Source organism: Mesorhizobium sp. M0011 (genome assembly GCF_040324155.1).
GTDB lineage: Bacteria > Pseudomonadota > Alphaproteobacteria > Rhizobiales > Rhizobiaceae > Mesorhizobium.
Genome location: NZ_JAMYVQ010000048.1, coordinates 1 through 23,983 on the forward strand (window position 1 = coordinate 1; position 23,983 = coordinate 23,983).

The 23,983-nt window shown below is 63.8% G+C and carries 26 protein-coding genes and 1 tRNA gene; 11 read left to right on the top strand and 16 right to left on the bottom strand.

Annotated features, from left to right (window positions below; all coding sequences use genetic code 11):
• Nucleotides 1–262: 262 nt before the first annotated feature.
• The 4 genes from NKK51_RS30575 to leuD form a co-directional block, all read right to left on the bottom strand.
• Nucleotides 263–613 carry a VOC family protein gene (locus NKK51_RS30575; RefSeq protein ID WP_352555955.1) on the bottom strand — a complete coding sequence of 117 codons (351 nt, stop codon included), beginning with the start codon at nt 611–613 and terminating at the stop codon, nt 263–265.
• Nucleotides 614–626: 13 nt separating this feature from the next.
• Nucleotides 627–1,010, bottom strand: a complete 384-nt coding sequence (locus tag NKK51_RS30580) for a RidA family protein (protein ID WP_352555957.1) — start codon at nt 1,008–1,010, stop codon at nt 627–629.
• A 325-nt stretch (nt 1,011–1,335) separates the two neighbouring features.
• Nucleotides 1,336–2,265 (bottom strand): Ivy family c-type lysozyme inhibitor, encoded by a 930-nt coding sequence (locus NKK51_RS30585; RefSeq protein ID WP_352555959.1) that lies wholly within the window; start codon nt 2,263–2,265, stop codon nt 1,336–1,338.
• Between the two features lie 84 nt (nt 2,266–2,349).
• Nucleotides 2,350–2,955, bottom strand: coding sequence for a 3-isopropylmalate dehydratase small subunit (leuD, locus tag NKK51_RS30590; protein ID WP_023810900.1), 606 nt, complete (start codon nt 2,953–2,955; stop codon nt 2,350–2,352).
• A 127-nt stretch (nt 2,956–3,082) separates the two neighbouring features.
• Here leuD and NKK51_RS30595 point away from each other — a divergent pair, with 127 nt between their 5' ends.
• On the top strand, nt 3,083–3,508 hold the full coding sequence (locus NKK51_RS30595) for a GNAT family N-acetyltransferase (protein ID WP_352555961.1): 426 nt from the start codon (nt 3,083–3,085) through the stop codon (nt 3,506–3,508).
• Nucleotides 3,509–3,739: 231 nt separating this feature from the next.
• On the opposite strand, the gene NKK51_RS30600 is transcribed toward NKK51_RS30595, so the two are convergent.
• From NKK51_RS30600 to NKK51_RS30620, 5 genes are read right to left on the bottom strand one after another with little or no spacing between them, the layout of a single operon-like run.
• Nucleotides 3,740–4,906 carry an NAD(P)/FAD-dependent oxidoreductase gene (locus NKK51_RS30600; protein WP_352555963.1) on the bottom strand — a complete coding sequence of 389 codons (1,167 nt, stop codon included), beginning with the start codon at nt 4,904–4,906 and terminating at the stop codon, nt 3,740–3,742.
• A gap of 29 nt (nt 4,907–4,935) precedes the next feature.
• Nucleotides 4,936–6,537 carry an ATP-binding protein gene (locus NKK51_RS30605; RefSeq protein WP_352555965.1) on the bottom strand — a complete coding sequence of 534 codons (1,602 nt, stop codon included), beginning with the start codon at nt 6,535–6,537 and terminating at the stop codon, nt 4,936–4,938.
• Nucleotides 6,528–7,220, bottom strand: coding sequence for a response regulator transcription factor (locus NKK51_RS30610; RefSeq protein WP_128304302.1), 693 nt, complete (start codon nt 7,218–7,220; stop codon nt 6,528–6,530). Before NKK51_RS30610 ends, NKK51_RS30605 begins: the two co-directional genes overlap by 10 nt.
• Nucleotides 7,221–7,223: 3 nt before the next feature.
• The gene (locus NKK51_RS30615; RefSeq protein WP_352555967.1) at nt 7,224–8,609 is read right to left on the bottom strand and encodes a DUF4153 domain-containing protein; all 1,386 of its coding nucleotides are present in this window, start codon (nt 8,607–8,609) and stop codon (nt 7,224–7,226) included.
• A 20-nt stretch (nt 8,610–8,629) separates the two neighbouring features.
• Nucleotides 8,630–8,866 carry a hypothetical protein gene (locus tag NKK51_RS30620; RefSeq protein WP_352555969.1) on the bottom strand — a complete coding sequence of 79 codons (237 nt, stop codon included), beginning with the start codon at nt 8,864–8,866 and terminating at the stop codon, nt 8,630–8,632.
• Nucleotides 8,867–9,282: 416 nt separating this feature from the next.
• On the opposite strand from NKK51_RS30620, the gene NKK51_RS30625 reads away from it, so the two are divergent.
• Together NKK51_RS30625 and NKK51_RS30630 are read left to right on the top strand one after the other, a co-directional pair.
• Entirely contained in the window at nt 9,283–10,173 is an 891-nt protein-coding gene (locus tag NKK51_RS30625) for an HpcH/HpaI aldolase/citrate lyase family protein (protein WP_352555971.1), read from the top strand.
• Nucleotides 10,174–10,224: 51 nt separating this feature from the next.
• Nucleotides 10,225–10,431 (top strand): DUF1737 domain-containing protein, encoded by a 207-nt coding sequence (locus NKK51_RS30630; RefSeq protein ID WP_127261267.1) that lies wholly within the window; start codon nt 10,225–10,227, stop codon nt 10,429–10,431.
• Here NKK51_RS30630 and NKK51_RS30635 read toward each other — a convergent pair.
• Entirely contained in the window at nt 10,418–11,104 is a 687-nt protein-coding gene (locus NKK51_RS30635; protein ID WP_352555973.1) for a hypothetical protein, read from the bottom strand. The two genes, NKK51_RS30630 and NKK51_RS30635, sit on opposite strands and share 14 nt — an antisense overlap.
• Nucleotides 11,105–11,273: 169 nt before the next feature.
• On the opposite strand from NKK51_RS30635, the gene NKK51_RS30640 reads away from it, so the two are divergent.
• Nucleotides 11,274–11,960 carry a TetR/AcrR family transcriptional regulator gene (locus NKK51_RS30640; RefSeq protein WP_352555975.1) on the top strand — a complete coding sequence of 229 codons (687 nt, stop codon included), beginning with the start codon at nt 11,274–11,276 and terminating at the stop codon, nt 11,958–11,960.
• A gap of 30 nt (nt 11,961–11,990) precedes the next feature.
• On the opposite strand, the gene NKK51_RS30645 is transcribed toward NKK51_RS30640, so the two are convergent.
• Entirely contained in the window at nt 11,991–12,413 is a 423-nt protein-coding gene (locus NKK51_RS30645; RefSeq protein ID WP_023763026.1) for a metallopeptidase family protein, read from the bottom strand.
• A gap of 183 nt (nt 12,414–12,596) precedes the next feature.
• Here NKK51_RS30645 and NKK51_RS30650 point away from each other — a divergent pair, with 183 nt between their 5' ends.
• The 3 genes from NKK51_RS30650 to NKK51_RS30660 are packed head-to-tail and all read left to right on the top strand — an operon-like array spanning nt 12,597 to nt 18,410.
• Complete coding sequence (locus NKK51_RS30650; protein WP_023810892.1) at nt 12,597–13,649, top strand: ImuA family protein; 1,053 nt, start codon at nt 12,597–12,599, stop codon at nt 13,647–13,649.
• Entirely contained in the window at nt 13,591–15,066 is a 1,476-nt protein-coding gene (locus NKK51_RS30655) for a DUF6504 family protein (RefSeq protein WP_023810891.1), read from the top strand. Before NKK51_RS30650 ends, NKK51_RS30655 begins: the two co-directional genes overlap by 59 nt.
• Nucleotides 15,063–18,410 carry an error-prone DNA polymerase gene (locus tag NKK51_RS30660; protein WP_352555977.1) on the top strand — a complete coding sequence of 1,116 codons (3,348 nt, stop codon included), beginning with the start codon at nt 15,063–15,065 and terminating at the stop codon, nt 18,408–18,410. Before NKK51_RS30655 ends, NKK51_RS30660 begins: the two co-directional genes overlap by 4 nt.
• A gap of 225 nt (nt 18,411–18,635) precedes the next feature.
• On the opposite strand, the gene NKK51_RS30665 is transcribed toward NKK51_RS30660, so the two are convergent.
• From NKK51_RS30665 to NKK51_RS30680, 4 genes are all read right to left on the bottom strand, one after another.
• The gene (locus tag NKK51_RS30665; RefSeq protein ID WP_023810889.1) at nt 18,636–18,875 is read right to left on the bottom strand and encodes a Trm112 family protein; all 240 of its coding nucleotides are present in this window, start codon (nt 18,873–18,875) and stop codon (nt 18,636–18,638) included.
• A gap of 9 nt (nt 18,876–18,884) precedes the next feature.
• Nucleotides 18,885–19,556, bottom strand: a complete 672-nt coding sequence (locus NKK51_RS30670) for an LON peptidase substrate-binding domain-containing protein (protein ID WP_023810888.1) — start codon at nt 19,554–19,556, stop codon at nt 18,885–18,887.
• A gap of 103 nt (nt 19,557–19,659) precedes the next feature.
• Nucleotides 19,660–20,661: a thioredoxin gene (gene trxA, locus NKK51_RS30675; protein ID WP_127297739.1), complete on the bottom strand. Its 1,002-nt coding sequence runs from the start codon at nt 20,659–20,661 to the stop codon at nt 19,660–19,662.
• An 84-nt stretch (nt 20,662–20,745) separates the two neighbouring features.
• Nucleotides 20,746–21,243, bottom strand: a complete 498-nt coding sequence (locus NKK51_RS30680) for a prolyl-tRNA synthetase associated domain-containing protein (RefSeq protein ID WP_128304309.1) — start codon at nt 21,241–21,243, stop codon at nt 20,746–20,748.
• Nucleotides 21,244–21,473: 230 nt separating this feature from the next.
• On the opposite strand from NKK51_RS30680, the gene NKK51_RS30685 reads away from it, so the two are divergent.
• Nucleotides 21,474–21,548: transfer RNA gene (locus tag NKK51_RS30685), tRNA-Gly, on the top strand.
• Between the two features lie 176 nt (nt 21,549–21,724).
• Nucleotides 21,725–22,288 carry a type 1 glutamine amidotransferase domain-containing protein gene (locus NKK51_RS30690; protein ID WP_023810885.1) on the top strand — a complete coding sequence of 188 codons (564 nt, stop codon included), beginning with the start codon at nt 21,725–21,727 and terminating at the stop codon, nt 22,286–22,288.
• 61 nt (nt 22,289–22,349) lie between these two features.
• Here the strand turns inward: NKK51_RS30690 and NKK51_RS30695 are convergent, their stop codons facing one another.
• Nucleotides 22,350–23,141 carry a SapC family protein gene (locus NKK51_RS30695; RefSeq protein WP_352555980.1) on the bottom strand — a complete coding sequence of 264 codons (792 nt, stop codon included), beginning with the start codon at nt 23,139–23,141 and terminating at the stop codon, nt 22,350–22,352.
• A gap of 57 nt (nt 23,142–23,198) precedes the next feature.
• On the opposite strand from NKK51_RS30695, the gene NKK51_RS30700 reads away from it, so the two are divergent.
• Both NKK51_RS30700 and NKK51_RS30705 read left to right on the top strand, forming a co-directional pair.
• Complete coding sequence (locus NKK51_RS30700; protein WP_352555982.1) at nt 23,199–23,474, top strand: hypothetical protein; 276 nt, start codon at nt 23,199–23,201, stop codon at nt 23,472–23,474.
• A gap of 32 nt (nt 23,475–23,506) precedes the next feature.
• Complete coding sequence (locus NKK51_RS30705) at nt 23,507–23,776, top strand: DUF6916 family protein (protein ID WP_352555984.1); 270 nt, start codon at nt 23,507–23,509, stop codon at nt 23,774–23,776.
• Nucleotides 23,777–23,983: the final 207 nt, after the last annotated feature.

Here is a 23,983-nt window from a genome sequence, read left to right on the forward strand (position 1 = left end):
ACCCCAGCCAATCCGGCCTCAAACCCGAGCCGCAAGGCACCCCACATTGGCCTGACCCTCCCTCCTTGCCCCTATAACTTAATAACGCAACGGGCCCGCAAGGGGGGAGATCGAATGTGACTTCGGGTTTCGCCAATCGCCAGCGTCGGAAGAAGGGCGGGACGACTAAAACTGCCAATCTCCCCCCTTGCGGGGGAGATGCCCGGCAGGGCAGAGGGGGGTTGCTGGCCCGCCCGCGTCGGAATAGAGTCCTGTGGCCCGCCTACCGATGCGAGAGAATGTTGACCAGCCGGCCGAACGGATCGCGGACATAGAAGCGGCGCACGCCCCACGGTTCGTCGGCCGGTCCGTATTCGATGGCGAAGCCCGCCGTCTTCATGGCGCCGAGCGCCGCATCGACATCATCGACCTCGATCGAAAGATCCGGCACCGGCGTTTCGGAGCCGCCTTGCGCCATGAAACTGACCTGGACATCCATCTTTGCTTGCGAGCCGTAGGTGGCGATCCAGCCAAGGTCCATAAGCACATCGAGGCCGAGGACATCCTGATAGAAACGCTTGGCCGCAGTGGCATCCGATGTCTCGATATTGGCAACGATGCGCCGGACTTTCATCGTCGGTCGCCTTTCAAGCCGTGCGCCGCAGCGCCGTTACCTCGATCTCGATCTTCATTTCCGGTTTGTTGAGCTGGCAGACGATCATCGTCGCCGCCGGCCTGATATCGCCGAACGTCTCGCCCAGAATCGGGAAGACGATGTCCACGAAGGCCTGGTCGGTGATGTAGTAATGCGCCCGCACCACATCGGCCATGTCGAAACCGCCATCCTGCAGCGCCTTGGCAATCGTCGCCAGGCAATTGCGCGTCTGCGCCTCCACCGTCTCCGGCATCGTCATCGTCGCATAGTCGTAACCGGTCGTTCCGGAGACGAAACACCAGTCGCCCTGCACCACGGCGCGCGAATAGCCGGCGGTCTTTTCGAAGGGCGAACCGGTGGAGATGAGTTTTCGCATGGGTGTCCTCGCAGGATTGAGGTGGCCATTTTGCCGGGAAGACGCCTGTCCGACCATGGGCCAACAAGGTTGGATTGGCGGTGCAAACCTTCGATGCAGCGGGACAGCACCCCCCTCTGGCCTGCCGGCCATCTCCCCCGCAAGGGGGGAGATCGGATGTCACGAATGCCAACGACCAACGTTGCAGAGATGGGCGGAGCGCTGAAGCTGCCGATTTCCCCTTGCGGGGGAGATGCCCGGCAGGGCAGAGGGGTGTGTGAAGGATCGCGGCGGGTAATTCCTTTCCGCAACACGACGACGGTGCGGCTGCCGTCGCGCAAAATACTTAGTTCGCCGACCCCAGCGCCTTGTCCAGTGCCGCCTTCACATCGGCCGGCCATGTCGCCACATCAGGCCACGCCTGCGGCTTGCCATTGTCGCCGCGGCGCGCAAAATAGAGCCTGTGCTGGGCCGGGTCGACCGCCATGAAGCCGTCATTGCCGCCGCAGTCATGCGGCACGCAGCCGCTGGCGTAGAAGGCGCCCGAAGCGGTCTTTTCCGTGCCGCCGCCGACCAGCAGGCTGGTCGCCATATCGGGCATGTCCTTGCCCAGCAGCTTTTCGGCTTCCTTGTAGACAGCCTCGTTGTGGAAGGCGTCGATGATGTTCTGGTACTTTTCCGGATCGATGTCTTTCCAGTCCGTGCCGGGTTCCGGCATGTAGGTCAGGTTGCCCGAAATCGTCAGCCCATCGGTCGGCGACCATTGCAAAGCCGGTTTCTCATCCCCCGGCAACAGATACGGCACGAAATAGATGGCATTGTCGGACACCGCCGAGGGCGGGGCGCCGCACTGGTCCTGCTCGACCATTGTGCTCTGGATCGTGCCACCTTCCGGTTTCCAGACGATCACCGTCGCCGGCCCGCATTGGTTGCCGCCGTCGCCGACATCGAACAGCGCCACCTTGACGCCGCCGACTTCCACGATTCTGTCAAAGAAGACGTCATAGTTCGTGGCCAGCTGCTGGCCGTCATAGGCAAGCACCTTCTCGCCATACTGTTCCTTCTGGGTGATGGTCAGCGTGCCGCCTTCGAAAGGGACGGGCGCCTGCTTGTCGTCATCGGCAGCGTCGGCGGCGTTCGTCCCCTGATCGGCGAACGGCTGGTCCGTCGCCGGGGCCGGCTGGGTGGCGGGTGCCTGTGTCTGCGCAAACGCGCTCACGGTTTGCCCCAGCAACAAGGCCAGCCCGCAAACGCCGGCAAGAAGCAAACGTGTCATGACTGTCCCTCCACTCAGTCGCAACGAACCCGGCGCAACGAAGGCCTGAAAAGCGGCCGGGCCTCCGCCTGGAGTGTGTACCGCTCAGGCCCAGGGGCGCTGTTCGGCGTTTCGCTTCTCGAACGAGGCGATGGCGCCGGCCTTCTCCATGGTCAGGCCGATGTCGTCGAGCCCGTTGAGCAGGCAGTGCCGCTTGAAGTCGTCGAGGTCGAAGGTCACGACACCGCCGTCGGGACCACGGATTTCCTTGGCTTCGAGGTCGACCGACACGGTGGCATTGGAGCCGCGCGAGGCGTCGTCCATCAGCTTCTCGAGATCCTCGGGGCTGACGGTGATCGGCAGGATGCCGTTCTTGAAGCAGTTGTTGTAGAAAATGTCGGCGAACGAGGTCGAGATGACGCAGCGAATGCCGAAGTCGAGCAGCGCCCATGGTGCGTGCTCGCGGCTGGAACCGCAGCCGAAATTATCGCCGGCGACCAGGATCTGCGCCTTGCGGTAGGCCGGCTTGTTGAGCACGAAATCCGGGTTTTCCGAGCCATCGTCCTTGTAGCGCATTTCGGCGAACAGGCCGGTGCCGAGCCCGGTGCGCTTGATCGTCTTGAGGTAATCCTTCGGGATGATCATGTCGGTGTCGACATTGACGATCGGCATCGGAGCGGCGACGCCGGTGAGCTTGGTGAACTTTTCCATGGCTTTTGCCCGTGTTTTCGTTGCGGGGGAATTTGCTGACGCCGGTTTACACAAAGCCGGCGGCAAATAAAAGGCAACTGTTCGTGCATGGTGGCACAAGCCAGCCCGATGGTGCAGTCTGACGGCCATGGCAGAAAACGCACACGTCCTCTATAACAGCGAAGCCGCGCTCGACATCGCCGAATTCCGGCGCGTGCTGGTCGAATCCGGCCTCGGCGAGACACGACCGGTCGATGATGAAGCACGGCTGCGGGCGATGCTGTCGGGCGCCAACCTGGTGCTGACCGCGCGTCTCGACGTCGAAGGCAAGCCGCTGGTCGGCGTGATCAGAGGCATCACCGACTTCTCCTGGGTCTGCTATATCTCCGAACTCGCCGTTTCCCAATCGGCGCAGGGGCTCGGCATAGGCAAGGGCCTGATGGACGAGGCGCGGCGGCAGCTTGGACCGTCGGTCGCCATCAGCCTGATCTCCATGCCCGATGCCGTAGGCTTCTACGAACGTATCGGCATGAAGCGCATGGCGGATGCCTTCTGGTTCGACCGCAAGGGCTGACGTGCGGTCACCTGACTTGCAACGGCTAGCGGGACAGCGCCCCCCTCTGTCCTGCCGGACATCTCCCCCGCAAGGGGGGAGATTGAGCGCTCAACCGCTTTCGCCAATTCCTGCGTCGCAGGAAAGAGCAAGGCGCTGAAGCTGCCGATCTCCCTCCTTCCCGGAGAGATGGCCGGCAGGCCAGAGGGGGGTGGGCGGGAACTCGACAGAACGGCGGTCTGCGCTGATCGCTCAAATCACATTCAATTCCCGAAACGCCCGCCCTTCCGCGACACGGCCATACCCGAACGCCGAGCAGTCCACCGTGCGGTAGCCACCATGCACGATCAGTTCGGCCAGCGCCTTGCCGACCGCCGGCGCCTGCTGCAGGCCGTGGCCGGAGAATCCGTTGGCGAAGATGAAATTGCCGACTTCGGGATGCGGACCGATCACCGCGTTCTGGTCGAGCGTGTTGTAGTCGTAGTGGCCGGCCCAGGCGCGGGTCGGCTTGATTGCCTCGAAGGCGGGAATGCGGGTCGCCAGCACCGGCCAGATCACCTCTTCGAACAGCGGCCAGTTTACCTCGAAGTCGCCGGGATCGGGTGCGCGGTCGCCTTCCTCCGGTTCGGCGCCGCCGGTGAGATAGACCGAGCCTTCCGGACGGACATAGATGCCGGAGGGATCGACCAGCAGCGGCATATCGGCATATTTCTCGCGCGCCTCGAAGACGAAGACATTGCGCTTGCGCGGCTCGACCGGGAGTTCAAGTCCGGCCATGGCAGCCACCTTGCCGGCGTTCGGGCCGGCGGCGTTGACGACGATGCCGGCCTTCAGCGTCTCGCCATTGCCGAGGCTCACTCCCGTGACGCGGTTGCCATCGCGCGCGATGCTGGTGACATCGGCGGCGATGAAATCGACTTTCTTCTGCCGCAGCGCCTTTCGGAACAGCGTCAGCATCGCATGCGCGTCGAACCAGCCTTCGCCGGTGCGGCCATAGGCGCCGGCTGAAATGCCCTCGGTCGACAGCCACGGGAACCGGCGCGTAAGCTGGTCGGCATCCTCGAGCACGATGTCGGCGCCCTCCGCGATCTGCGCCTCGTGATTGCTCTTGAGGATCGGCAAGCCGTCCTCGCCGGCAAGGATGAGGTAGCCGCCCTCGCGAAAGCCGATATCGGCATCATCCCCGAACTCTTCCTTCAGCCGCCGGAACAGTTTTAGCGTGAACTGCGACAGGCGGATGTTTTCCGGGATCGAGAATTGCTGGCGGATCGAAGCCATGGACAGCGTCGTTGCCGCATGCGCGAATTGCGGATCACGCTCGACCAGCGCGATCGTGCCGGAAAACCCTTGCTCACGCAGGTAATAGGCGACCGAGGAGCCGACGATGGCTCCACCGATGATGACGATGTCGTAGCGCATTTTTTCTCCGATCCGGCCGATGGTGTCCGTCACGCCACCGGCACAATGATCTCGAAGCGCGTGCCGCGTTCGCTGTCAACCAGCGCGATCATACCATCATGCGCTTTCAGGAGGGCCAGCACGATGCCGAGCCCCATGCCGGTGCCGCCCTGTTCGCGCCGCGTGGTGAAGAACGGCTCGAAAATGCGCGCCCGATTGCTCGGCGAAATGCCGGCGCCGTCGTCGCTGACCAGGATGCTCGCCTTGCCGTCGGCGCTCGTAGCGGAGACAGAAACCGCCGTCGCGCCGTGCCTGGCCGAATTGTCGATGAGATTGGCCAGCACGATAGCGGCGTTCTCGGCCGATATGCGCAATCTGATGTCGCCGCCGGCTCCGACGCAAACCGCCAGCCTGTTGTCGACGGGCAGCAGCGCCAGCGCCGCACCGATCGATGTGCTTTCGCCGCTCGGCGCCAGGTTTTCGGCACGCGCTAGGTCGAGCAGACGGCGAACCAGCAGATTGAGCCGCCCGGCGTCGGTGACGATATTGTCGGAAAAGCGCCGCCGCTCCGTATCGTCCATAGCGCCACCGGAATCGCGCAGCAGTTCGGCCGCGCCCTGGATCGCCGTCAGCGGCGATTTGAGCTCGTGCGAGACATGGGTGGCGAAAGTCTGGATGCTGTCCGACCGCGCCTGAAGCTTTTCGGCCATGTCGAGGAAGGCTGCGGACAGCTCCGCCATCTCTCGCGTGCCGTGATGGTCGAGCGGCCGGATCGCCGTGCGGTCGCCGGCGGCGATGCGCTCGGTGCGGTCGATCAGCGCATAGATCGGCCGGCTGACGGTGCGCAGGAAGATGAGACCGATGAGCAGCGTGCCGCCGAGAATGGCAATCGCCGCCAAGGTCACCTTGCCGCGTTCGCCATAGAGATGTTTGATGATGTTGTTGGGCGTCCGCGACACATAGACGACGCCGGCGACCTTGCCGTCGACGGCGACCGGCAAAGCGACGAAGACCCGCACCTTGGTGCCGCGGCTGACCGAATAGAGCGGTGGCGCCGGCTGGTCGGGAATGCGCAGCCTGAGCGCGCTGGCATAGTGACCGGCAAGCGCTGCGCGCACCTCTTCGGCCGCACCGAGCGACTGGCCGACCTCGCCCCGTCCGGCAATGACGACGCCCCGGGCGTCGAGCAGCCGGAAGCCGGCCAGCGTGGTTTTCTGCGTGGCGTCGAGAATGCCGGACAGACGGGTACCGATCGCGGCAAAGGTGGGATCGACGATCGCAGGCATCGCCGCCGGCCGGGTCGGCAGCACATAATCCGAGGCAAGATCGAGTTGCGGCTCGATTGGCCTGTAGAGCGGGTCCGGATTGACGCTTCGGCTTGAATCCCCGCTTGGCCCCGGCATCGGCGCGCCGAGCTTGTCCGCCGCAATACCGGCGTCACGCACATCCTGCGCATAGATGGCGGCGATGGCCGCCCCTTGCGCGATCAGCTCCGCTTCGGTCTGGCGGATCAGCTGGTTCTCGTAGAGACGGAAGAAGAACAAGCCGACCAATGGCAGGGCCATCACCATGATCAGGATGGCGACGACGACCGTGGCAAGCCGTGGCCGCCATTTGCGGCCGATCCATTTGCCGGAAGTCGTCAGCCGCATCGGCCGAGCCGGAAGCCGACGCCATGCACCGTCTCGATAACATCCAGGCAACCCACTGCTGCCAGCTTGGCGCGGATGTTGCGGATATGGCTGTCGACGGTGCGGCCGGCGACATGGATGTTTGCGGCATAGGCGCTGGCCATCACTGCGTCGCGGTCGAGCACATGCGCGGGCCGCGTCAGAAACCCTTTTAAAATCGAGAATTCGATCCCCGTCAGGGCAAGCGCCTTGCCATCGAAGCTGGCAGCGTGACTGGCCGGCGCCAGAGCCAGTTTGCCATGCGAAAACTGCCTGTCGTCGACCGGTTCGGGCGCCGCCGGGCGGGCGCGCCGCAGGATGACGTTGACGCGGGCGACCAGCTCGCGCGGGCTGAATGGTTTCGTTACATAGTCGTCGCCGCCCATTTCGAGCCCGAGGATGCGGTCGATCTCCTCGTCGCGCGCGGACAGGAACAGCACCGGCACATCGGATGTGTGCCGCAGTCGCCGGCAGACCTCCAGCCCGTCCATCTCCGGCATGCCGATGTCGAGCACGACAAGATCCGGCGCCCGGCGGCCGATCGCTTGCAGGGCGGCGGCACCGTCGGCCACCCCTGTCGTTTTCATGCCGGCCTTTTCCAGCGCAAAGCAGATCACCTCGCGGATGTGCGGGTCATCGTCGGCGACGAGGATGTGATGCGGCATGGATCAGCGGCCCGGCATGGAAAGTTCGATTGCGGAGGGAATCACGAACGGCCCCTTGGTGTCGAGATATCGAAGCAGCCGCCAGTCGCGAAAGCTCCAGGCCCGCCAGTTCTGCTGGATAGTTCGATACCAGATTTCATCGCTGCCGCGCACGCCAGCCAGTTCGCGGACAGTGCCGGCGGCCGCCGTCTTGCCCTGCTGCTCGAGGAACCGATCGAGTGCGGGAAACGCGCCCGGACCGAGCGAGTGAAGATACCAGGCGTCTAGGGGAATGCCCTGGCCGGTCATTTCGAGGGAATGGTCGACATTGTAGTTGGCGATCGTCGCTGCAAAATTGATGAAACAGCCGGCATAAAGCGCCAGAGATAACGTCAGAAGATTGGCGGACAGCAGCCATTCGTTGGATTTTCCCAGTGCGATGCGGGCGATGATCAGGGCAAGCCCCGATGCGACCAGCCCCATCCAGACGAAGGCGGCGACGCGCCAGTAGGTCAATGCATAGATGCCGACATAGAGGTCGAGCCGCAGGATCGACGAAATGACCAGCATGATGTTCTGCGCCACCCAGGCATAGACCAGGCGGCGGATGAGCGGATCGGCCGATGTCTCGCTGCCTGGCCGCAGCGCCGCCAGCACGAAGCCGGCGGCAAGCAGCGCAGTGACGATCAAGGGATAGGCGCCACGATGCGCGTAGGCCGCGTAGCTCAGCCCGTCCGGAAGGGCCGCCACGCCCCACAGATAGGTGGCGTCGAGCGCCGTCTGCAGCGCAAACAGGACGTTGAAGACGATCAGGGCGCGCAGGATGGCGGCCTTGCCGAACAGGATGTCTTCGATGGTGGTGACGGTTTTGTCGGCTTGAGCGCTGACGGCCGGCGCCGCGTGCGGGATGCGACGAACCAGGCGCGGCAGGCGCGGCCGCAGAAAAGCCCAGACAGCAGCTAGCACGAACAGCCAGAAGGCAATCCGCGCCAGTTGGATAAGATCGAGCAGCCTCACGAGGTCGATCAGCGACAGCCAGTAGTCGATCACCGGATTGGCGGCGCCGAACAGCGCCAGGAAGACCGCACCCAGCGTCAGCGGCATCACCCAGACGGCGATCGCCGCCAGCCGGATGCGCCGTCGGCCGAACCGGCGCGCCGTCTTGCGCCAGCGGATGAAATCGTTGGCGAAGCGGAACGGCGCCGCCAGCCCGAACAGCGCGATCTGGCCGGCAATACGCGCGATACCAGGTCGCAGCCGTCCGCTCAGCGAAAGCGCGAAGACGACCAGGGCCGCTAGCGCGATCGAGACCGACAAGGCACTGATGTTCTCGGCGAGCGGCAGCAGCGCGACAAGCAGGGCGGCGGGCTTGAGCCAGACCCTGCCGTCGCTGAAGGCCGCGGGATGCACGGCGACCACCGCGGCGGCAATCAGGTGGCAAACAGGAAAACCGTGATGCCGGCGGGTTGGCCATAAAAGAGAGAATCCGCAAGTGCTGCCAGCAGGATGGCGACACCGAAGCGGCTGCAATAGCCTGGCGCGGCGGTGAAGAAGGATATCATGACCTGGCCTTCGTGATGGCGTCCGGCCGGATTGCCGGCGGGGTTCTGCGGACAAAGGGAATGAGGATCGCCGTGGCGTTCGCGCGCGGCGGATCGGCTAGCCACCAGCCTTCGCTGCGCAGCCGGTGAGGCAGACGGGGTTTTGCTCTCTTTTGCATGGTGCCTGTCTCGCAGGGCGGCGGGGAGACGGCAGGGCGGATCCGAGGAGGTTTTCCGCAAGCCTGTGCAGTTTTCGTGCAGGCAATTGAGGTTGAATTCGCCATCTTTCTAACGTGGGCGCTGCCCCTCGCCTGCCTGCCGGCATCCTCTCCCCGTAAACGGGGCGAGGGATGCTCTTATCTCCGGTTTCGCCAATCTCCAGCGTCGCAAGAAAGGCGCCGGCGTTGCGGCCAGCTACTCTCGCCCCGTTTACGGGGATGTCCGGCAGGACGGTGAGGGGCAGCACCAGCTTTCGCGATTGGCTCGCCTCAGGTACAAGTCGGGCGCTTGCCTCGACCGCCCGCAGGCGGCATAGATCACCCATGGAAACCTATCGCCCGCGCCGCTCCGTGCTCTACATCCCGGCCTCCAACGACAAGGCCTTGGCCAAGATCGCGCAGCTTGCCTGCGACGCAGTCATCATCGACCTGGAAGACGCCGTCGCTCCGGCCGACAAGATCACTGCCCGCGAAAAACTGGCCAGCATTTTCGCCGGCCATCCCGTTGCCAGCCATATTGGCAGACGCTGCGAGATGATCGTGCGCATCAATGCGATATCAAGCGAATGGGGCGCCGACGACCTGCTGGCTGCCGCATGCTGTGAGCCCGACGGCATCCTTCTGCCCAAGGTCGACACGCCGCGCGACCTGCTCGAGGCCGGCGATGTGCTTGACGACAATTTTGTCCCCGATAGCGTGAAACTATGGGCGATGATCGAGACGCCCAAGGCGCTGCTCAACATCGGCGCCATCGCCGAGCTTGGCCGTGATCCGGCCTCGCGGCTAAATTGTTTCGTTGCCGGAACGAATGATCTGGTCAAGGAGACCGGCATTCTGGCAACGCCTGATCGACGCTACCTCGTGCCATGGCTGATGCAGATGGTGCTGGCCGCGCGCGCCGGCGGCATCGACATGCTCGACGGCGTCTCCAACGATTTTCGTGACCTCGACGCTTTCACCCATGAATGCGCGGAAGCCGCAGCCATGGGGTTCGACGGCAAGAGCCTTATCCACCCGGCCCAGATCGAAGCCGCGAACCGAGCCTTTGCGCCGTCCATGGAAGCGGTGGCCGAGGCGCGCTCGGTGAAGGAAGCCTTCGCGCTGCCGGAAAATGCCGGCAAGGGCGTGATCGCGCTGAACGGCAGGATGGTCGAGCGGCTGCACTTGGCGCAGGCCGAAAAACTGCTGGCGAAGGCAGCCGCCATCGGGTCATAAATGCTCGATGGATGTAAGCGGGCTATGGCTATTCACGACAGGAATTGAACAATGAAACTCTACCGCTTTCTGTCTGCTCCGGACGATGCCAGCTTCTGCCACAAGGTGACGGCGGCGCTGAACAAGGGCTGGCACCTGTTCGGCTCGCCGACCTATGCCTACGACAAGAAGGCCAAGACGATGCGTTGCGGCCAGGCCGTGGTCAAGGATATCGACGGCCAGGAATACGGGCCCGACACCAAGCTCAGCGACTGGTAGTCGGCGCTCGCATCCACAGCCAGCCAGCCAGCCAGGCTATCGCTGCCGCAAGCGTCACCAGGCCCAGGTCGAGAGCCCACTCCGGCACGAGCGCACGGAGAGCGACAGGCACTGCGCCAATGAAATAAATGGCGAGCGGAATGCGCGGCACGCCTCTTGCAACGACAAGAGAGATTACAAACGCCAGCGTCCCAAGCAGAAAAAGAACCGAACTGGCGACCAGAGCCAGCCCGAGAGGGCCAGCGCGCAGATCGATGATGGTTGTCAGCGGAAGTTTCGAAAATACCAGATTGATCACCACTTCCACACCGACCAAACTTGCCAGTGCAACGAAGTTGATGACAAACGCGATGGTGCCGAACAGGCCCGCGCGCCGGCCAAACGCAAGAAACAGGCCGACGACAAGACCAAGCGCCAATATCTCGGCGACCGGTGCGAGAAGTTGCGTCAGATCGGTGGTCGCGATGAGCGAGCTGCGTTTGGCCGCGTTGACCAGGAGAATAAGCGCGCTTCCGACGCCGGCCGCGGAGGCAAGCCGATAAAGCGTAGCGCTGGGCACAGCCGCGCTCGACTGGATGGTCGTGGAATTCTCCTTGTGTTGAGCTTCTTCGGCTGGACTCCGAAGCGAAATAGTCGATTGCGGACGGCGGGGTTCGGCGGTTGTGGCGAGCATGGTCGTCTCCTCAACTGGGAAAACGGGAGCCGCGAAGACCGCAGGCCTGTTCCGATCCCATCTGTAATCACTGCTTACATGCTCTTGTCTGCATTGTAAACAGTGATTACATAAATCGCGGATCGTGCTACAAACGCGTGAAGCAGCTCTACGGAACGAAGGAAAAGAGATGGCAAACGCCAAGACGCCTCGCCGCACCGGCTACCACCATGGCAATTTGCGCGACACGTTGATCGATGCTGCAATTCAACTTGTCGAGGAAGGCGGCCCCGACAATGTAAGCGTGCGCGAAGCCGCAAAGCGGGCCGGCGTTTCCCCCGGCGCCCCCTTCCGGCATTTTCAGTCGAAAACAGCGCTGCTGACCGCGGTCGCCGAACAGGCCATGAACCGGCTGACAGAGGCCGTTGCCAATGCACTTTCAGCAGTCGACAGCGCGGATCCCATCGTGGCCTTCGAAGCAATCGGACAAGGCTATCTGGAATGGGCGATCGCCAATCCCACGCATTTCCAGATCATCAGTTCCCGAACCCTGATTGATTTCGACGCGTCGGACAGTCTTCGCGGTCAGAATGAGGCCATTCGCCGGAAGATGATCGACCTGCTGACCCAAGCGCAACACCAGGGTCAACTGGCTGCGAACGCGGATTTCGATCATCTGGTTCTTGCCGCTCGTGCCTTTGTCTATGGGTTGGCACGAATGGTGGTTGATGGTCATTTTCCGGAGTGGCATCCGTCCGAGCCGCCATCGCTCGCCGTGCGCAAGGCGCTGCATCTTTTCATCAGCCGAATGACCAACCTATCTGAAGCGAGATCCCAGAAACCCTTGCCGCCGCTGGGTTCTGGACCGACTGGATAGGAATGGACATTTCACGCGACGCAGAACCAGCTATTCCGCCGCCTCTTCGATCTTCTCCATATCATCGTCCGACAGGCCGAAATGGTGACCGATCTCGTGGATCAGCACGTGGGTGACGATGTCGCCCAGCGTCTCTTCGTTCTCGGACCAGTAGTCGAGGATGGCGCGGCGGTAGAGCGTGATCCGGTTCGGGCCTTCGCCGGTCTGCGGGTTCCAGCGCTCGGCGATGCCGCGTCCCTCAAACAGGCCGAGCAGGTCGAACGGCGTCTCCAACGACAGATCGTCCATGATCTCGTCGGTCGGGAACTCGGCGATCTGGATGACGATCTCGCCGGTCAGCTTGCGAAAATCCTCCGGCAGATGGGCGTACGCCTCCAGCGCCAGGAACTCCATTTCGTCCATCGAGGGCGAGAGTTCGTCGTGCCAGGTGCGGGTCTTGTAGATGCGGGCCATGCTTTGTCCTTTGATCCCGGCATATAGGCTTTCGCACCGTAATCGGCAAATGACACGGGCCGATGCGCCTGCGCCATCCGCGCGGAGAGGAATAAATTCCCCATGTGTCTGCTTGACTCTTGAGATGCGCTCTGGAATCTATAGGGAACATAACAGGAACAATGTGAGTGGAAGCTGACCGTCATGGCGATGACCGCCGTGGCGCGGGAGACTGTGTTTGCCCTGCGCCGCCAGATCGCGAAAATCGAGGGAACGCTGCCCGAGCGCTTGGCTGCGCCGGCCGCCGCGCCCTTTGATGCCGACGTCAACACCGATCTCACAATCGTCCGGCGCGGCATTGCCGCGGCGTTGCCGGATGCGTTCCTGCCTATTGGGGTCGAGCGCCTCGACGCCGCCCTGAGCGGCGGCCTGCCGAAGGCCGCCCTGAGCGAAATCCATGGTACGCAAACCCGCGATGCCGGGGCCGTCGCCGGCTTCGCTTTGTCGCTCACAAGCCTGATCCTCAAGCAAACGCCGGGGCTGCCGGTGCTGTGGATCGGCACATCGGAGATCTTTCGCGAGGCCGGCTTTCCCTATGCCAGGGGGCTTCACGCCTCGTTCGGCATCGAGCCGGAGCAATTGCTGTTTTCCGAGGCACCGAGACTTGTCGATGCGCTGTGGGTCGCCGAGGAGGCGGCCCGGATGACGGCGCTCGCCGCGGTCATCCTCGAAATTCGCGGCAATCCGCAGCGGCTTGACCTGACCGCGACACGCCGGCTGCATGCAAGGGCGCAAGCGGCCGGCCGCCCGGTGTTCCTGCTGCGGCAGGCGGCCGAGCCCGAACCGACGGCGGCACCCGTCCGCCTCATCGTCACGTCGGCACCGGCGGTGCCGCGCGACACCATCGCCGGGCCGCTGGCCGGCTCGATCGGCCGCCCGGCCTTCACCCTCACCATCGGCAAGAGCCGCACGGCCCTGCCTGGACAATTCACACTGGAGTGGAATCCCGATGAATGCGCATTCGACGAAAGAGCGGGCGACGAAAGAGCGGGCGACGAAGGAGCAGGTGGGGGAAGAAACCGGCCAAAGAATCCTGTCCCTGTGGTTTCCCTATCTGGCGGCGGAAAGGGTCCTGCGCCAGCGTCTGGGGCGGTCCTGGCGTTCCCGGCCGTCGGATCACCCATCTCACCCGCCGCTCGTGATCAGCCATCGCGACCGCAACGCACAGCGCATCTCGGCCCTCGACGAGCGGGCTGAGGCGCTGCACCTGAAGCGCGACATGGGCATCGCCGATGCGCGCGCCATGCATCCGTCGATCGACATCGTCGAGGCCGATCCGGAAGCCGACCGCCGTCTGCTCGAAGGCCTTGCCGACTGGTGCGACCGCTACACCCCGCTGGTGGCGCTGGATGGCGCGGACGGCCTGTTTCTCGACGTCACCGGCTGCACCCATCTGTTCGGCGGCGAACGTGCCATGCTGGACGACATCCTGTCGCGCTTCTTCCATCAGGGTTTCGATGTCCGTGCCGGGCTTGCCGCGACGCCGGGCGCGGCCTGGGCGGCGGCACGGTTTTGCGGCGACCGCATCATTGTGCCAGGCGAGGAGGAAGCGCTGCTGGCACCCCTGCCGCTGGCCGCGCTGCGCATTGAGCCGGCGACCCGCACCAGCTTGGAAAGCGTCGGCCTGCGCACGGCGGGCGCCGTCATGGCGGCACCGCGCGCGCCGCTCGCCCGCCGCTTTGGCGCCTTGCTGCTCCTGCGCCTCGATCAGGCGCTTGGCCGTCTCGACGAAGCGGTGTCGCCGCGCCTTCCCGTCGCGCCGCTTTCGGTCGAACGCCACCTCGCCGAACCCATCACCCTGACCGAGGACATCGAACGGCTGGTGGGCATGCTGGCGGCGACCTTGAAAACCGATCTCGAGCGCCGCGGCGAGGGTGCCAGGACACTGGCGCTGCTGCTCTTTCGCGTCGACGGCGCCGTCAGCCGCATCGCCCTCGGCACCTCGCGGCCGATGCGCGAACCCATGCTGATCCAGAAACTGTTCCATGAAAGGTTGGCCGCGCTCGAACAGGATATCGATGCCGGCTATGGTTTCGATCTGGTGCGGCTCTCGGTGTTGGCGGCAGCCACCTTCGGCATGCAGCAGGCCGATCTGACTGGCGAAACGACCGACGACGGTGCCGATATCGCGCTGTTCGCCGACCGCATCCGCGCCCGGCTCGGCGAGGGGGCGGTTCTCCGGCCGGTCGCGGTCGAAAGCCATCTGCCGGAGCGTGCCGTCGCCACGATCCCCTTCACCGAAGCGCCGCGCCGGACCACGCCGCCGAAGAAGCCGGACAGGCTGCAGGCACCAAAAACCATTTTTCCGCCGGAACGGCCGATCCGGCTGTTCCGCTCGCCCGAACCCATCGATGTGCCGGCCACTGAAATGCCGGAAGGACCACCGCTGAACTTCCGCTGGCGGCGCGCGCTCTACCGGGTCACGCGCGCCGAAGGGCCGGAACGCATCGCCGCCGAATGGTGGCGCGAGGCAGCGAGCGATCCGATCACGTCAACCCGCGACTATTTCCGTATCGAGGACGCCGATGGTCGCCGCTATTGGCTTTACCGGCAAGGTCTTTACGGCAACACGCAGGTGCCGCCGCGCTGGTTCATGCATGGTGTCTTCGCATGAACGCGCTGACCGTCATTCCCTTTGCCGAGTTCGGCATCCAGTCGAATTTCTCCTTCCTGCGCGGCGCCTCCAAGCCGGAGGAGCTGGTGGTCGCGGCCAAGCTCCTGGGCTTCTCGGCGATCGGGCTTGCCGACCGCAACACGGTGGCCGGCGTGGTGCGCGCCTGGCAGCAGGCCAAGGTCGAAAAACTCTCCTATCATCCCGGCTGCCGGCTGGTTTTTGGCGACGGCACGCCGGACATCCTCGCCTATCCCCAGGACCGCAAGGGCTGGGGGCATCTGTGCCGCATGCTCACCCAAGCCAATCTGCGCGACGAGAACGAAAAAGGCGCCACCCTTCTCCAGCGCGGCGACCTCCTCGAATGGGGTGACCTGATGTCACTCGCAGTCCTGCCCGGTCTGTCGGCGGGCGCGGAAGATAGTCTTCCCCTGCTTCGAGGCCTCAAAGGCCGCTTCGGCAGGAACCTGCGGCTTGGCGTTTCGCCCGACTACGCCGGCAATGACCGTTTCCGCATCGAGCAGGCCGCGGCTCTTGCCGAGAGCGTCGGTATTCCGCTGATGGCGACCAACGACGTTCTCTACCACACGGCCGAACGGCGCCCGCTGCAGGACGTGCTGACCGCGATCCGCCTCAACACGCCCGTCGCCGAGGTCGGGCTGCAACTCACCGCCAATGCCGAGCGTCATCTGAAGCCGCCAATGGAGATGGCGCGCCTGTTCCGCAGGCATCCGCAAGCATTGGCCGAGACCTTGCGGTTTGCGGAAGAATTGACCTTTTCGTTGAGCGACCTTCAGTACAATTATCCGAACGAGCCGACGGAATCGGGTCTTGGCCCACAGGCTGAACTGGAGCGGCTGGCTCGGGAGGGAGCGGCCAACCGCTATCCGGCGGGTGTGCCGGATTCGGTGATCAAGCGCATCCAGGAAGAGCTCACTCTCATCGAGCGCCTCAACTACGCCCGCTATTTCCTGACCGTCTACGACATCATCAAATTCGCCCGTGGCCAGGGCATTCTCTGCCAAGGACGTGGTTCGGCCGCCAATTCGATCATCTGCTTCTGCATCGGCATCACCGAAGTCGGACCCGACAAGATCGATACGCTCTTCGAGCGCTTCATTTCCGAGGAGAGGAACGAGCCGCCGGATATCGACGTCGACTTCGAGCATGAGCGACGCGAAGAGGTGATGCAATACATCTATACGAAATACAGCGGCAAGCGCACAGCACTTGCCGCCGCCGTCATCAGCTATCGCGGCCGGTCGGCGCTGCGCGAAGTGTCGAAGGCAATGGGCCTGTCCGAGGATATCAGGACGTCCCTTTCCGGCTCGATCTGGGGCTGGTCGACCTCGGAGCTCGGCGAGAAGGAAGCCCGCGCCGGCGGCCTCGACCGCACCGATCCGGTGTCTCGGCATGTGATGGAACGCGCCAACGAGATCATGGGGTTTCCCCGCCATTTGTCGCAGCATGTCGGCGGCTTCGTCATCACAAGGGACCGGCTCGATGAGATCGTGCCCATCGTCAAGACGGCGATGGACCAGCGCAAGATGGTGGAGTGGGACAAGGATGATCTCGACGCAGTGAAAATCCTGAAAGTGGACGTGCTGGCGCTCGGCATGCTGACCTGCCTGCAACGCGCCTTCACCTTGCTCACTGAGCATTATCCAAAGGCGAGGGACCCGTATGGGCAGCCCTATGTGCTGGCCACCCTGCCGCCGGAGGACAAGCAGGTCTACAAGATGATCTGCCGCGCCGACACGCTCGGCGTCTTCCAGATCGAATCGCGCGCCCAGATGTCGATGCTGCCGCGCCTTGAGCCGAAAACCTTTTATGACCTTGTCATCGAGGTGGCGATCGTGCGGCCGGGCCCGATCCAGGGCGACATGGTCCACCCCTATCTGCGCCGCCGGCAAGGCAAGGAGCAGGCCGAGTATCAAAAGCCGGAGCTGGAGGCGATCCTCAGCAAGACGCTTGGTGTGCCGCTGTTCCAGGAACAGGCGATGAAGATCGCCATCGTTGCCGGCGGCTTCAAGCCGGGCGAGGCCGATGAACTGCGCCGTGCCATGGCCACCTTCAAGCGCACCGGCACCATCGGCAATTATCGTCGCCGCATGATCGAAGGCATGGTCGACAAAGGCTACACGAAGGACTTCGCCGAGCGCTGCTTCAAGCAGATCGAGGGCTTTGGCGAATATGGCTTTCCCGAAAGCCATGCCGCTTCCTTCGCCCTGCTCGTCTATGCCTCCTGCTGGTTCAAGACCTTCTATCCCGACGTGTTCTGCGCCGCGATCCTGAATTCACAGCCGATGGGGTTTTACCAGCCGGCCCAGTTGGTGCGCGACGCAAGCGACCATGGCGTCGACATTCGCGACGTCGACGTCAATTTTTCGGTGTGGGATTGTACGCTGGAAAAGGCGCCGTTCGATCCGGCCCGTATCCTCCCGCGCCATGCCGAAATGCGCGGCGTCATCGAGACGAAGCATGCCGTCCGGCTCGGCTTCCGCCAGATCAAGGGCCTGTCGAAGGAGCGCATGGCGGCCTTCGTCGAACGGCGCGGCTCAGGCTACGGATCCGTCCGGGATGTCTGGCTGCGCTCCGGCCTTGATGTCGGCGAGATCGAAAAACTGGCGCAGGCCGATGCCTTCCGCTCGCTCGGCCTTGATCGTCGCGAAGCGTTGTGGGCGGTGCGCGCGCTCGACGGCAAGAGCGCCGCCGAAAGGCTGCCGCTGTTCGACCAGCCGGCGCTTCGCCTGCGCGAGCTGGAGCCCGAGACGAAGCTGCCGAAAATGCCGCTCGGCGAGCATGTCATCCATGATTACCGCGCGCTCGGCCTGTCGCTGAAGGCGCATCCGGTCGCCTTCCTGCGCGAGCGGCTCGACCGCGCCGGCGTCATCCCCAATGCGAACCTGCCTTCCGTGCGCGATGGCAGGCGCGTCTCCGTCGCCGGCCTCGTGCTGGTGCGGCAGCGTCCCGGCAAGGGCAACGCGATCTTCCTGACGCTGGAAGACGACAAGGCGGTGGCCAACGTCATCTTCTGGCAAAGAACCTTCGACCGTTACCGACCCATCGTCATGGGTGCCCGTTTCGTCAAGGTCACCGGAAAATTGCAGTCGGAATCGGGCGTGGTCCACATCGTCGCCGAGAGGATCGAGGATCTGACGCCCTGGCTGACCGTGCTTCTGGAGAAGGTCAGCGAAGCCGCACCAGCGGCTCCTCCGGGAGACCTCGCCAAGGAGCGTTCGGATCACTCCAGCCCCGCCGAACAAAGCGCACCGATCCGGCAGGATCTCGCAACGCTGTCGGAAGAAGCGGAAAGGGTCATGCCCAAGGGGCGGAATTTTCAGTAGTGTCAAAAACTTCGATGGCAGCGGGACAGCACCCCCCTCTGTCCTGCCGGACATCTCCCCCGCAAGGAGGGAGATTGGCAGCTTTGGCGCTTTCGCACATTCCAGCAACCGTGGAGATTAGCGAAAGCCGAGACTACATCCAATCTCCCCCCTTGCGGGGGAGATGGCCGGTAGGCCAGAGGGGGGTGCTGTCCCGCCCACCTCGCCAGCCTGTGGTGCAAGAACTCAGCCCGGCCCACCCAAGCGTGGCGGCGGCGGGGCGAGCACGTCCTCCACCGAAAGCGTCCGCGCCTCGGAGGGCAGCATGATCGGGATGCCGTCACGCACCGGATAGGCAATCTTGGCGACCCTGGAAATCAGTTCGCCGCGCTCTGGATCCCAGGCCAGCGGCCCCTTGGTCAGCGGGCAGGCCAGCAGCTCCAGCAGCTTGGGGTCGACCTTCCTCTCGTCACGTCCGTCCGCCATCGCGCCCTCTTACTGCAAACTCGAGCCAAAATCCTCATTCTCGCGCGCCAGCGCCATTTCGGTGATGGCGATCAGCGTCTCCGCCCGGGTCTTCAGGTCGGCTGCTTCGAGCAGCGCCTGTTTCTCGGCCGGCCCGTAGGGCGCCATCATCGACAGCGCATTGACCAGCATGGCATTTTCGGCGCGGCTGACGCTTTCCCAGTCGGCCTCCAAATCGTTGGCCTGCAGATAGGCGCGAAACGCCTTGAGCAGCGATGGCCGGTCGATCTCGTTGTCCGCCTGATCCTCGTCGAGATCGGCAAGGAAAGGCGCGGGCTTGCACTGGCGAAACGGCGTCTTGACCGTCAATTCGTGGGCGATGCGGAACCGGCACACGCCCTGCAGCGAAATCAGGTAGCGGCCGTCGCCACTCTCGGAAAAGGCGATGATGCGCCCGGCGCAACCGACATTGCAGAGCTCCGGCTCGCCATCGCCGCGCAAGGCGCCGTCGAGACTGGGCTGGATGACGCCGATGAGCCGCGAGCCGGCAATCGCCTCGTCCACCATCTGCAGATAGCGCGGCTCGAAGATGTTGAGCGGCATGCGGCCTCCCGGCAGCAAAAGCGCACCCTCGAGCGGAAAGATCGGGATCGTCGACGGCAAATCCTTGGCGAGCCGGTAATGCGCGTTTCCCGCTTGCACCATATTCCTCCGATCGCTTCACCAGAAGCGCGTCATCGCAGTTCTAATCTGGCGCAGTCATGGCCGACGCCAAGCCCGTGCGGCAAAACAACCGGTAAACGGCTCAGGAAAACAGCAATGCCGACAATTTGCGGCGCGCGGCAAGCGTTGCCTCGTCGGTCATGCCCCATGCCTCGAACAGCTGCAGCAATTGCGTCCTGGCGCCATCCTCGTTCCAGCTTCGGTCGGCCTTGATGATGGCCAGCAGATTGTCTGCGGCCGCGGTGCGGTCGCCGTTGGCGTTCTGGATCATGGCCAGATCGAAGCGCGCCTGGTGATCCCCAGGATTTTCCGCCAGCCGGCGCTCGAACTCGGCTGGATTGCCGAGAGCCGCCGCTTGCGCCGCAACCGCCATCCTGGCGCGCAGGGCTGCCAGCGGCGGCGCATCCTTCTTGGCCTCCGGGGCTGTTGCCAAAAGCGCCTCGGCGCCTTCCGTGTCGCCGGCGTCGAACAACAGTTCGCCCAGTCCGGCGATCGCCTCGATCGTCTCCGGCGCCTGCGCCAGGATGGCGTCATAAATGTCGGCCGCGGTCTGCATGTCGCCGGCCTCGCGCGCTTCGGTCGCCGCGGCCAGGGCTTCCGCCACCGGCGGCGCGCCATTGCCCTTGCCGCCGACCTTGGTGATGAATTCGTTGATCTGGCTCTCCGGGATGGCGCCCATGAAGCCATCGACCGGCTGGCCGTCCTTGAAGGCGATGACCGCCGGGATAGACTGGATGCCGAGCTGGCCGGCGATCGAGGGATGGTCGTCGATGTTCATCTTGACCAGCTTGACCCTGCCGCCGGCGGCCTTGACCGCCTTCTCCAACTGCGGCGTCAGCTGCTTGCAAGGCCCGCACCAGGGCGCCCAGAAATCGACCAGCACCGGCTGGCGGCGCGATTCCTGGATGACATCGGCGGCAAAGGCAGCCGTCGTCGTGTCCTTGATCACATCGGCGGGAGCGGCGGGCGCATCGCCAAGCGCGACTTTCGCCGGCGCCGGCGCCGCTCCACCATACTGCACCGAGGTGGTGTACTGGCCGCCATTACCGCCAAAGGAGCCGCCGAACGGATTGTTGTCGCTCATCTCTTTACCCTTCCGTGGCGCCGCCGGCCGGCGGCCAGGCGCCCTATGCTTCAGACCATCTGACTCAAGCCATCCATGTGGCGATCACACGGAGACTTTCAAGATAGCAGCATCGTGCCCGGTTGCCTCGACGAATCTGATCAGGTCCCGCGCCGCGATCGATGTCGTCGCCTCATTGGTCAGCGGATGCCCATTGATCACCGCATGCTCCATCAAATCCTTGTCGAGCACGAGCTTGACCCTGTTTGCCGTGTCGTTGATGACGCCAAAGACCGTCACGGCGCCCGGTGTGACGCCGAGCAGCTCCATCAGCATCTCCGGCTTGCCGAAGGAGACCCGGCTGGCGGCGCCGATCACCTGGTGGATCTGCTTCAGGTCGACGACCGCGTCCTCGCCGACGGTGACCAGGAAGAAATTATCCTTCTTGTCCTTCAGGAACAGGTTCTTCGTGTGCGAGCCGGCGATTTCGCCGCGCAACGCCTGCGAATCCGCGACCGTGTAGAGCGGCGGATGGCGCTTCGTCGAGGCGGCAATCCCGAGTTCAGCGAGAAAGGCCATCAAATCGGCTTCGGTCTTCGGCATCGGTTTCGTTCCGTTTCTCAAGCCAGCCGTTTACGGCCAATGGGGCAGCCGACACAAGACCGTCATGCGACATCATGGGGAGCGGCACCGCCCTTCGCGCTGGCGCCCCGCCGCCCGCCGGCGGCTTGCCGGCCCGGCGCGGCGTGTCACAAAAAGCCTGCGATTTCCCTGTTGCAATCGCCGCGCTCTTCAGCCATATAGGCCCGGCTTGCGGCCAAGACGCCGTGCGAGCGGGTGTAGCTCAGGGGTAGAGCACAACCTTGCCAAGGTTGGGGTCGAGCGTTCGAATCGCTTCACCCGCTCCAGTTTCCTCCAGGGGACTAAGCATCGAAAAGCCGCGGAACTCCGCGGCTTTTTCGTTTTTGGGCTTGCCTGGCTAAGAGTTTCGGCGGAATTCCCCAGGAGTCACATAAAATTACAGCGAGGAACGGTTCCCGCCTCGCCTCGTTAGCGCTCCATCAACGCAACGATGGAGAAAGCCATGCAGGACATTTCCGGCAAGCACGTCGCTATCCTGGCGACGAACGGGTTCGAGCAATCCGAACTTGAGGTGCCGCTGAAGAAGCTGCGCGAGGCGGGCGCCAAGGTCGATGTCGTGTCGCTCGCAAGCGGCAAGATCAGAGGCTGGGATCTCAAGGACTGGGGCCGAGAAGTTCCCGTCGACAAGACTTTGGATGAGGCGCGAGCGGACGCCTATGACGCGATCGTCCTGCCCGGCGGGGTCATCAATCCCGATCTGCTGCGTGTCGAGCGAAAGGCCCTGGGCTTCATCGAATCGTTCTGGTCGGCCAAGAAGGTCGTCGGCGCGATCTGCCATGCGCCCTGGCTTCTCATCGAGACCGGCATCGTAAGGGGTCGCCGGGTCACATCTTACAAATCGATCAAGACCGATGTGATCAACGCCGGCGGTCTGTGGGAGGACAGCAAGGTCGTTACCGACCAGGGACTTGTCACCAGCCGCAACCCCGGCGATCTCGAGGCGTTCTGCGACAAGCTCGCCGAGGAGATCAGCGAAGGGCGGCACGACAGAAGGGTTGCTGCCTAGCCGGCTGTCCGCCCGGACGCATCGAGTGGAAGGTTACGCCGAGAAAACCGCACCGTTTTCCTCAGGCGCTCTTCGCCCCCATCCGCCTTCGCAGCGACGCCTGATGCACCAGCGAGGTCCAGCTGTTGGTCGAGGCGAGGTGGCAATAGAGCAGGCCGAGCGCGCCTGATTTGCGCAGGTCGAGAAACGCCTCGTCGCTCAATCTGTTGAAGGCCGGCTCGTCGATCACCTGGAAATCGGTGAGGTTGAGCACCTCGCCGCCTTCCAGCGTCACCTTGCTCTGGCGCGGTGAAAACAGGCTGTGTGCATCGATCTTTTCGACCATCTCGCGGGTGGCTCTGAAGTCGATCTGGAACTGGTTGCAGAAGGCGAGCGCCTGTTTGGTCGCTTCGGTCGGCTCGTTGCCGGTGAAGAACGGCAGGATCTTGTCATCGCGGGACGGCGCCGGCAACTGGTCGACGACCCGGTCGCTGGCCCGTTCGACGCACAGCGTCAGCCGGCCGGCCGATGTCGGGTCTTCGGCCAAGATGAAGGGATAGCGGCGGACATAGGCGGGGATGTAGTGCGGCGCGGTCCATTTGCCGTCGGCATCGACGAACAGGTTCTCGTTCTGGCGCACACCGGTGATGATCACCGGCGACTTGGCCGGGCCGATAAAGACGATCGGGTAGGAGCGCATCGCCGCCGGCATTTCCGACGCGACCACCGGAATGGCGTGCGCAGAGCGGGCGAAGCCGAAGTCGCTGCGCGCGGTCAGGCCAAGCGAGCCGTGCCGCGCCGGATTGAGCGCCTCGGGCCTCGAATAGAACAGCGGCAACGCATCGCCCGTCCCGTTCGTCTTTGCATCCGCCATCATCCGTCTCCCGCACGCCCATCAGGCTGCCAATGGTCCCGAAGCCGGGATCTATGCTTGTTTGCGCTGATCTTGGATCGAAAGGAATCCCGCGCAGGAACAAAGTACTACAGCGTCTCTTGCGCGCATAAAAGGACAGGCGGTGCTGTATTTTGGGGTTTTGCGGCGGCCGATTGTCTTGGGGAGCGCGACCGCCGGCCTGCCCGCCTCTGGACAGCTTGCGGCGAAGCGGCGACAGTGCCTCCGCTGGAGCAAATTCCAGGAAAAGTGTGGAGCGGTTTTCCCTTGGCAATTGCGAAGAAACAAAAGCCGGATCAGCGATCCGAACGCTGAACCGCTCCAGCGGACAGATTGAGGGAAACGGAATGGCGTCGGTGTCGGATTTCGAGCAGGGACAAACCTTCACCGTCGAAGCCGGGGGCCGGCAGATCCCGCTCGAACTGAGCGCGGTCAAGCCCATCGCCGCCAGCCCGCGCCCGGGTGGCGGTTTCTCGCTGCTGTTCAAAGGCCCGCGCGAAATCGCATTGCCGCAGGCGACCTATCTTTTCACGGGGGAAAGCGGCAGCCACGAGATCTTCATCGTGCCGGTCGCCGCCGATGCGACCGGGCGGCTTTACGAAGCGGTGTTCAATTAGAGGCTTGACGCAGGGAGGGTCTGATCGCTTCGAAATTAGCTGAAGCCTCTCCTCTTCGTTCGTCATCCTAGGGCGAAGCAGTCGCGAAGCGACGTCGCGGAGACCCTAGAGCGTTTCATATTTTGACGGAAGCGTAGCCTGCGTTTTCGAAGTAGTTCTTGCATTCGGCTGCCTCGATGGTTTCGACGAGGTGGCCGATGTGGCGCC

What these genes read in the sequence shown, in the direction of transcription:
- NKK51_RS30595 (WP_352555961.1), top strand. Translation starts at nt 3,083, where the DNA reads ATGGCAGAAAACGCACACGTCCTCTATAACAGCGAAGCCGCGCTCGAC.
- NKK51_RS30600 (WP_352555963.1), bottom strand. Translation starts at nt 4,906, where the DNA reads ATGCGCTACGACATCGTCATCATCGGTGGAGCCATCGTCGGCTCCTCG.
- NKK51_RS30665 (WP_023810889.1), bottom strand. Translation starts at nt 18,875, where the DNA reads ATGGCGGACGGACGTGACGAGAGGAAGGTCGACCCCAAGCTGCTGGAG.
- NKK51_RS30635 (WP_352555973.1), bottom strand. Translation starts at nt 11,104, where the DNA reads ATGCTCGCCACAACCGCCGAACCCCGCCGTCCGCAATCGACTATTTCG.
- NKK51_RS30660 (WP_352555977.1), top strand. Translation starts at nt 15,063, where the DNA reads ATGAACGCGCTGACCGTCATTCCCTTTGCCGAGTTCGGCATCCAGTCG.
- NKK51_RS30575 (WP_352555955.1), bottom strand. Translation starts at nt 613, where the DNA reads ATGAAAGTCCGGCGCATCGTTGCCAATATCGAGACATCGGATGCCACT.
- NKK51_RS30640 (WP_352555975.1), top strand. Translation starts at nt 11,274, where the DNA reads ATGGCAAACGCCAAGACGCCTCGCCGCACCGGCTACCACCATGGCAAT.
- NKK51_RS30690 (WP_023810885.1), top strand. Translation starts at nt 21,725, where the DNA reads ATGCAGGACATTTCCGGCAAGCACGTCGCTATCCTGGCGACGAACGGG.
- NKK51_RS30680 (WP_128304309.1), bottom strand. Translation starts at nt 21,243, where the DNA reads ATGCCGAAGACCGAAGCCGATTTGATGGCCTTTCTCGCTGAACTCGGG.
- NKK51_RS30630 (WP_127261267.1), top strand. Translation starts at nt 10,225, where the DNA reads ATGAAACTCTACCGCTTTCTGTCTGCTCCGGACGATGCCAGCTTCTGC.
- NKK51_RS30580 (WP_352555957.1), bottom strand. Translation starts at nt 1,010, where the DNA reads ATGCGAAAACTCATCTCCACCGGTTCGCCCTTCGAAAAGACCGCCGGC.
- NKK51_RS30650 (WP_023810892.1), top strand. Translation starts at nt 12,597, where the DNA reads ATGGCGATGACCGCCGTGGCGCGGGAGACTGTGTTTGCCCTGCGCCGC.
- NKK51_RS30585 (WP_352555959.1), bottom strand. Translation starts at nt 2,265, where the DNA reads ATGACACGTTTGCTTCTTGCCGGCGTTTGCGGGCTGGCCTTGTTGCTG.
- trxA (WP_127297739.1), bottom strand. Translation starts at nt 20,661, where the DNA reads ATGAGCGACAACAATCCGTTCGGCGGCTCCTTTGGCGGTAATGGCGGC.
- NKK51_RS30695 (WP_352555980.1), bottom strand. Translation starts at nt 23,141, where the DNA reads ATGGCGGATGCAAAGACGAACGGGACGGGCGATGCGTTGCCGCTGTTC.
- NKK51_RS30625 (WP_352555971.1), top strand. Translation starts at nt 9,283, where the DNA reads ATGGAAACCTATCGCCCGCGCCGCTCCGTGCTCTACATCCCGGCCTCC.
- leuD (WP_023810900.1), bottom strand. Translation starts at nt 2,955, where the DNA reads ATGGAAAAGTTCACCAAGCTCACCGGCGTCGCCGCTCCGATGCCGATC.
- NKK51_RS30705 (WP_352555984.1), top strand. Translation starts at nt 23,507, where the DNA reads ATGGCGTCGGTGTCGGATTTCGAGCAGGGACAAACCTTCACCGTCGAA.
- NKK51_RS30645 (WP_023763026.1), bottom strand. Translation starts at nt 12,413, where the DNA reads ATGGCCCGCATCTACAAGACCCGCACCTGGCACGACGAACTCTCGCCC.
- NKK51_RS30610 (WP_128304302.1), bottom strand. Translation starts at nt 7,220, where the DNA reads ATGCCGCATCACATCCTCGTCGCCGACGATGACCCGCACATCCGCGAG.
- NKK51_RS30605 (WP_352555965.1), bottom strand. Translation starts at nt 6,537, where the DNA reads ATGCGGCTGACGACTTCCGGCAAATGGATCGGCCGCAAATGGCGGCCA.